The organism is Streptomyces sp. NPDC059989 (assembly GCF_042736975.1).
GTDB lineage: Bacteria > Actinomycetota > Actinomycetes > Streptomycetales > Streptomycetaceae > Streptomyces.
On record NZ_JBHWUO010000019.1, the window covers coordinates 23,362 to 30,093 of the forward strand.

The 6,732-nt window shown below is 70.9% G+C and carries 6 protein-coding genes and 1 pseudogene; 3 read left to right on the forward strand and 4 right to left on the reverse strand.

Going from position 1 to position 6,732, the window contains the following annotated elements; translation table 11 throughout:
• The first annotated feature begins 45 nt into the window (after nt 1–45).
• A complete protein-coding gene (locus ACFWBN_RS18725) occupies nt 46–930 on the forward strand; it encodes an RNA polymerase sigma-70 factor (protein ID WP_385177962.1) in 885 nt (294 codons plus the stop codon).
• Here the strand turns inward: ACFWBN_RS18725 and ACFWBN_RS18730 are convergent.
• Nucleotides 917–2,170, reverse strand: coding sequence for a PLP-dependent aminotransferase family protein (locus tag ACFWBN_RS18730; RefSeq protein ID WP_385177964.1), 1,254 nt, complete (start codon nt 2,168–2,170; stop codon nt 917–919). The two genes, ACFWBN_RS18725 and ACFWBN_RS18730, sit on opposite strands and share 14 nt — an antisense overlap.
• Before the next feature lie 121 nt (nt 2,171–2,291).
• Between ACFWBN_RS18730 and ACFWBN_RS18735 the strand changes: the two genes are divergently transcribed.
• Nucleotides 2,292–3,176 (forward strand): hypothetical protein, encoded by an 885-nt coding sequence (locus ACFWBN_RS18735; RefSeq protein WP_385177967.1) that lies wholly within the window; start codon nt 2,292–2,294, stop codon nt 3,174–3,176.
• A gap of 141 nt (nt 3,177–3,317) precedes the next feature.
• Here ACFWBN_RS18735 and ACFWBN_RS18740 read toward each other — a convergent pair whose 3' ends face one another.
• From ACFWBN_RS18740 to ACFWBN_RS18750, 3 genes are all read right to left on the reverse strand, one after another.
• Nucleotides 3,318–3,527: a DUF397 domain-containing protein gene (locus ACFWBN_RS18740; protein WP_385177969.1), complete on the reverse strand. Its 210-nt coding sequence runs from the start codon at nt 3,525–3,527 to the stop codon at nt 3,318–3,320.
• A gap of 212 nt (nt 3,528–3,739) precedes the next feature.
• A complete protein-coding gene (locus ACFWBN_RS18745) occupies nt 3,740–4,624 on the reverse strand; it encodes a helix-turn-helix domain-containing protein (protein WP_385177971.1) in 885 nt (294 codons plus the stop codon).
• A 271-nt stretch (nt 4,625–4,895) separates the two neighbouring features.
• Complete coding sequence (locus tag ACFWBN_RS18750; protein WP_382649795.1) at nt 4,896–5,633, reverse strand: GPP34 family phosphoprotein; 738 nt, start codon at nt 5,631–5,633, stop codon at nt 4,896–4,898.
• A gap of 172 nt (nt 5,634–5,805) precedes the next feature.
• Here ACFWBN_RS18750 and ACFWBN_RS18755 point away from each other — a divergent pair.
• Nucleotides 5,806–6,732 (forward strand): annotated as a pseudogene (locus ACFWBN_RS18755) (hypothetical protein); the annotation flags it as partial.

The following is a 6,732-nucleotide window of genomic DNA, read 5'->3' on the forward strand; positions in this document are numbered from 1 at the left end:
TCAAATGGCCGTCCAGGGCCGACCGCGACGGAAGGGCAACGAGACATGAGCAACGAGGCGACCGAAACCTTCACCGCCCACCGCAACCTCCTCTTCACCGTCGCCTACGAGATGCTCGGATCGGCGGCCGACGCCGAGGACGTCCTCCAGGAAACCTGGCTGCGATGGGCCAAGGTCGACCTCGCGCAGGTGAACGACCAGCGCGCCTACCTGGTCCGCATCACGACCCGGCAGTCCCTCAACCGGCTGCGCACGATGCAGCGCCGCAAGGAGGCGTACGTCGGCCCCTGGCTGCCCGAGCCGCTGCTCACCGCGCCGGACGTGGCCGAGGAAGTCGAGCTCGCCGAGAGCGTGTCGATGGCGATGATGCTCGTCCTCGAAACGCTGTCACCGACCGAACGCGCCGTCTTCGTGCTGCGCGAGGCCTTCGACGTCGGCTACGAGGAGATCGCGGCCGCGGTCGACAAGACCCCCGCGGCCGTCCGCCAGATAGCGCACCGGGCCCGCCAGCACGTCGATGCCCGCCGCCCCCGCACGGTGGTCTCCGCGAGCGAGACACGGGCGGCTCTGGAGTCGTTCCGGCACGTACTCGAAACCGGCGACCTCCAGGGCCTCCTCGACGTGCTCGCCCCGGACGTCGTCCTGGTGGGCGACGGCGGCGGCATCAAGCAGGCCGCGGTGCGCCCGATCCTCGGCGCCGACAAGGTGGCCCGCTTCGTGATCGGCGGCCTCGGCAAGAACAACCTCCCCTTCACCCTCGCGCCCACGGTGGTCAACGGCAGCCCGGCCCTCCTCGTACACCTGGACGGCGAGCTCGACGGCATCATGGCCATCACCGTCGAGGACGCCCACATCACCGGCCTCTACTACGTCCGCAACCCGGAAAAACTGACCCGGGTCGAGTCCGAGACCCCGCTCACCCTCCGCTGAACACCGCCATCCCCAACCGCCGCAGCCCCTCCCCGATCTCCTCCGGCGTGTGCGTCGTGAAAGACAGCCGGAGGGTGCGGGGATCCGGCGTCCCCGTGAAGAACGGGGAGCCCGGGACGAAGGCCACGTCGTGGGTGATGGCCGAGGTGAGGAGGGCCGTCGCGTCGTGGCCCTCCGGGAGGCGGGCCCAGACGAACATGCCGCCCTCCGGGCGGTTCCACTCGGAGCCCGCGGGAAGGGCTTCGCACAGGCCCGCCAGCAGGGCGTCGCGCCGGGCCCGGTAGGCCGCGCGGACCACCGCGACGTGGGCGTCCAGGTCCACCGCGGCCAGGTAGTGAGCGGCGGCCAGCTGGTCCACCGTCGAGGTGTGCAGGTCGGCGGCCTGCTTCGCGACCACCGCCGCCCGCCGCAGCGCCGCGGGCGCCCGCAGCCAGCCCAGCCGCAGCCCCGGCGCCATGACCTTCGAGAAGCTGCCGAGCAGCACCGTGCGGTCCTCCGCCCCCGGATGCTCGGCGAGCCACGGCACGCGGTCACCCTCGTAGCGCAGGTCCCCGTACGGATCGTCCTCGACCAGCCACAGCCCGAGCCGCGCCGCCGTCTGCGCGATCGCCGCCCGGCGGTCCGCCGGCAGGGTGCGTCCCGTCGGGTTCTGGAAGGTGGGGATCGTGTAGAGCAGCTTGGGGCGTTCCCGCGCGACGATGTCGGCCAGGGCGTCCGGGAGGATCCCCTGCTCGTCGCAGGGGACGGCCATCACCCGGGCCCCCGCCAGGCCGAAGCATTGCAAGGCGGCCAGGTAGGTGGGGTTCTCGACCAGGACCACGTCCCCCGGCTCGACCAGGGTGGCCGTGATGAGCGTGAGGGCCTGCTGCGAGCCGGAGGTGATGAGGACGTCATCGGCGCCCGTGGCCAGGCCCCGCGCCGACGCCCGTTCCGCGACGGCGGCGCGCAGCTCGGGCGCCCCCTCGGTGGTGGAGTACTGCAGCGCCCGCCGCGCGGACGCCGCGAAGGCGGCGTCGTACGCGGCCCGCAGCCCCTCGGTGTCGAAGAGCTCGGGCGCGGGGAGCCCGCCGGCGAAGGAGATCACCCCGGGGCGTTCGGTGAGCGCGAGGATCTCGCGTACGGGAGAACCCCCCACCGCGGCGGCACGGGCGGCGAACGCGGGCGGCGGGGAGGCGGCGATGGCGGCGACGGCGGCAGCGGCAGCAGGCACGGGGGCTCCTCGGGAGTCGGGTGCGCGCATCGTAGCGCCAGAAAGATGCAGACGGCATCTATATGTCACATGGTGAACGCCGGCAACGGTGCCGGAGGCGAACCGCCCCCGCCCCCTCCCGATCTGACGCGGCATCAGCTACACCGTTCCCATGACCGAACGAGAGCAGGACCGCAGTCAGAGGCAGGACCGCAGCCGGCAGCAGGACGACACCCGAGCGGACGACTACGCCGAACTCGCGGCCGTCGGCCCCTACGGCGTCCGCCCCGGCCACGCGCTGATCACCATGGTGGAACCCCACCCGGGCCACGAGTACGCGTACAACCGCTGGTACGAGGACGACCACTACTACGCCGGCGCCATGGCCATGCCCTGGATGTACGCCGGCCGCCGCTGGGTGGCCACCCGCGAGCTCCAGGAGCTGCGCTACCCCGAGAAGTCGGCCGTCGCCCAGCCCGTCACCGCCGGCTGCTACATCTCCACGTACTGGGTCACCGAGGGCCGCTACGACGAGCACATGAAGTGGACCGTCGGCATCAACAAGCGCCTGAACCGCGACGGCCGCGTCTACCAGGACCGCACGCACGTCTTCACGGCCTTCCAGGACCACGAGGCCACCGTCTACCGCGACGGCGCCGCCGGCCCCCGGGACTTCCACGCCCTCGACCACCCGTACGCCGGGCTCGTCGTCCAGGTCGTCGACGCCGACGGCCCCGAGCAGCGGGCCGAACTGCTGGAGTGGCTGCGCGCACGCGCCCTGCCGAAGCGGCTGCACGGCTCCCCGGCCGCGATGGTGACGGTCTTCCGGCCGACACCGCTGCCCGGCGACCGGATGACGTACGTCAAGCAGGTCGAGGGGGTCGACACCCGGCTCACCCTGCTCTGGTTCCTGGAGGAGGACCCCCGGACCTGCTGGGACCGCTTCCAGGGGCTGGACGCGGAGGTCGCGGAGGCGGGGCTGGGGCGGGTGGAGCTGGTGGCACCGTTCATCCCCACGGTGCCGGGGACCGACCGCTACGTCGACCAACTCCGGTAGGCGGCGGCAGGAGCCGGACATGGCCGAGCCCCCTCGGCCAGGACGGCGGGCCGGTCGAGAGGGCTCCTACAGTGGTACCAGTAGTGCTGATCGAACTGGTGGGACGGTTGAGGCGGTTGGGACGGACACCTGCAGTGACGTTCAGGCGAGCCGCCCCAGCCGCCCCTCGGTGACATCGGCGACGAACGAGGTCCAGGAGCCGGGCGCGAAGGTGAGGGACGGGCCGTCCTGCACCTTCGAGTCGCGCACCGCGATGGCCTCCATGACGGGGGACTTGACCTCGACGCAGGCACCGTTGGCGGAATACGAGGACTTGGTCCAGTTGTCCGTGGCGCCCTGGCGAATAGCCATGTTTCTCTCCGGTTCAGCGAGTAGTTCCGTTGGCGTGTCGGCCACTTCTCCGGCTGACGTGATCGACGCTACCCGCAGCTCCTGATGGGTGAAGGGACCATTCACCCGACCGAGTGGCATATTCCATTCAGGCCTTCTGTGGCCGGGGAGTGACGGTGTACGGTGCCGCCCCGGCCCGCCGCGTCCCGGGCAAATCCCCGGTTTCTACGGATTTATTTCGCCTTGCCCGCATATTGGTCGATGATCCCGGAGATGAACTGCTGTGTCTGGTCCACATTCAGGGCCTGGGCGCGCAGGTGCTCGTACATCACGCTGTACTTCTGCACGTCGTTGGCCTTCTCCAGGTACAGGTCGCTCGTCACGCCCTCGATGTAGACCACGGTCGAGTCCGACGCGTCCGGGAATTCCAGGATGGCGTACTGGCCGTTGACGCCCGGGTGCGCGCCCAGCGAGAAGGGCATCACCTGCACCGTGACGTGCGGCTGTTCCGATTGCTCTATCAGGTACTCCAGCTGCCGGATCATCAGCTGCGCGTCGCCCACCTCCCGGCGCAGTGCGGCCTCGTCGATGACCGCCCACAGGCGCAGCGGCCCGAGCTCCGGATTGTTGTTGTCCGTTGCGGAGAGCCGTTTCTGCCGGTGCATCCGCACCTGGACGCGTTTCTCGACGTCGGCCGGCGCGGTCTCCGGCCACGCACCGCGGACGAGGGACTGGGCGTACTCCGTGGTCTGCAGCAGTCCCGGGATCACGAGGGGCTCGTACGTGCGCAGGCTGGCCGCGTCCGTCTCCAGGCCGATGTAGACGCTGTACGGGATGTCGCCGAAGGCGTGCCACCAGCCCTGCTGGCGGGAGTCCTTCGCCATCTGCATGAGCGAGTCCACGAGCCGGGGGTCCTCCACCTCGTACACCTCGCACAGGTCACGGACGTCGCGCTGGCTGATGGAGCGGCGGCCGTTCTCCAGCCGGCTGATCTTGGACTGGGAGACGAGGAGGCGCTCGGCGACCTGCTCGGCCGTCATGCCCTTGTCTTCGCGGAGCTTGCGCAACTCCATGCCCAGTCGGCGGCGTCGGACGGTGGGATTGACATTGGACGCCACGTGAACGGCACCTCCGCCTTCTGTTGCTGTCTCTCTGCGTGTCTGATGTTGAGCAGACTGCCACCGAAGCGCCCGGCGGCGCTGGGGAACGGCCCGGAAAAACAGACGCGCGGGGTGGCGGGGCCGGCGGACCGGCCTCGCCACCCCGCGCGCTGGCGGCCCCCGAACCGGGTCTTTGCGGACGTCGGTCACGGCGTTGGCGTTGCGTTCGATAGTGCGTTGGCGTTGCGATGGAGCAGGTGAATCGGGTCGATCCGGTGAAGCGGATGGATCAGTGCGCGGCCGCGCGGGCCATCGCACCGGTCCGGCGCGGCTGCAGCGGGACGCTGCCCGCCGTGGCCCGGGCGGCCGGCGGTGCCGGAGCGCGGTCACGGCGCGGCTGTGCGGCCACACCGTTCTGGACGTCCATCACGGCGTGCGCCACGAGTCCGCCCATCGGGTCGTGCCGGATCAGGTCCCGCAGCCGGGATCTGGACGACCGCCCCTCGTTGCCGGGGTACAGGTGCTTGCCGAGTCCGACCGCGTGGGCCAGTGCGGCGAGCGCCGCGGTCCGCGGGTCCGGCGGTACGCCGGTGCGGATCGCACTGTCGAGCCGGGCACGGATCTCCCGGCTGATCGCCGTGTCCGTCGCCTGGTAGCGAGTCGTCGGCAACACCCCGCACATCTGTCCCGCGACGGCGTGAACCATGCCGCAGCGCTCCAGATGAGCCAGGTAAATCTGGCGGAGCCCCAGCCGGGGTCCGCCGATCCAGTGGACTGCCCGTACCGGGCTGCCGCGCCTGCGCAGCAGTTCCAGTGCGGAGTCCAGAGTCGGATCTCCTGTCGGCCGTGGCATCACCACGGCGATACGATCCCCGTCAGGGGCTATCCGTCCTGCCAGAGCCAGCTCCACTAGCTGTGCCCCGGCCAGGCCGAGGTCGAGCGACTGCGGCTGCGCCGTGGTACCCGTGGCCGGGTCCAAGGCGAGCAGCAGAAGCTCCTCCGGAATTGTTCTGCGGCTCCTGCCCATCCATGCCTCCCCGCGTGGATGAGTGACAGGGTGACGCCTCTCACATTCATCTGTCGAGAGCGCGTGGCCGCTTTGTGGGGGAACCCGCAGCTATGTCGTTCTCGTCTAGCACGTGGGCGATGCCCCCTAGACGGGACACTGTTAGACATTCGGACAGCCGGACGTGGCGGCGATGGAGGAGGAACTGGTGGCGGGCGAGTCCCCCGACAAGTCGGTAGATGAAGGAGCGCCGGGGGCTGCGGAGTCCTCCGAGGAGCGCGACCCGAGGCTGTCGGTGTTCCGGCCCAGGGACCCGGCCGGTGGCGCTGGCGCTGGGCGGGCCGGTGATGCCGGTGGCGCTGGCGCTGTGCAGGCCGGTGATGCCGATGCCGCCGGCGTCGGCGCTACGGATGCCGGTGCCGGTGCCGGTGCCGGTGCCGCTGTGCGGGCCGGTGTTGATGCCGATGGCGTCGGCACTGCCGCTGTCGGTGGCTCTGCTGCTGCGCAGACCGATGCCGATGCCGATGCCGACTCAAGTGCCGGTGCTGGTGCCGACGCGGCTGCTGCCGGGAAGCGGGATCCGCTGCGGGACGCGGTGGCGGCGTGGGTCGCCACGGCCGACGGTTCCGATTCCGATTCCGGTTCTGACTCCGAGGAGGAGCGGGAGCCGGCGCCGGGTGCCAGGACGACGGTGTTCAAGGCCGTCCGCGACCCCGCCGGGTCCTCCGGACGGGTGGATTCGCCCGCCGAGCCTGCGGCTTCGGATGCCGCCTCCACGGACGCAGCAGCGTCTGCCGACAGCGACCGCACCGCCGTGTTCCGCATCCCCAAGGATTCCGCTTCCGTGTCGGATGCGCCGGTCGAAGACCCCGTCCGCGCCGCCACGGATTCCGCTGCTGCGTCGGTTGCTCCGGCTGAGGAGCCCGGCCTCGCCAAGGCTTCCGACTCCGCGTCGGACTCTCCGGCCGACGGGCCCGTCGCTTCGGACCGCACCGCCGCGTTCCGTATCCCCAAGGATTCCGCTTCGGTGTCGGACGCGCCGGTCGAGGAGCGCGCTGACTCGGAGCGCACTGCCGCGCCCCGCGCTGCCAAGGCTTCCGGCTCCGCGTCGGAGTCTTCG

What these genes read in the sequence shown, in the direction of transcription:
- ACFWBN_RS18735 (WP_385177967.1), top strand. Translation starts at nt 2,292, where the DNA reads ATGACCGAACGAGAGCAGGACCGCAGTCAGAGGCAGGACCGCAGCCGG.
- ACFWBN_RS18730 (WP_385177964.1), bottom strand. Translation starts at nt 2,170, where the DNA reads ATGCGCGCACCCGACTCCCGAGGAGCCCCCGTGCCTGCTGCCGCTGCC.
- ACFWBN_RS18740 (WP_385177969.1), bottom strand. Translation starts at nt 3,527, where the DNA reads ATGGCTATTCGCCAGGGCGCCACGGACAACTGGACCAAGTCCTCGTAT.
- ACFWBN_RS18725 (WP_385177962.1), top strand. Translation starts at nt 46, where the DNA reads ATGAGCAACGAGGCGACCGAAACCTTCACCGCCCACCGCAACCTCCTC.
- ACFWBN_RS18750 (WP_382649795.1), bottom strand. Translation starts at nt 5,633, where the DNA reads ATGGGCAGGAGCCGCAGAACAATTCCGGAGGAGCTTCTGCTGCTCGCC.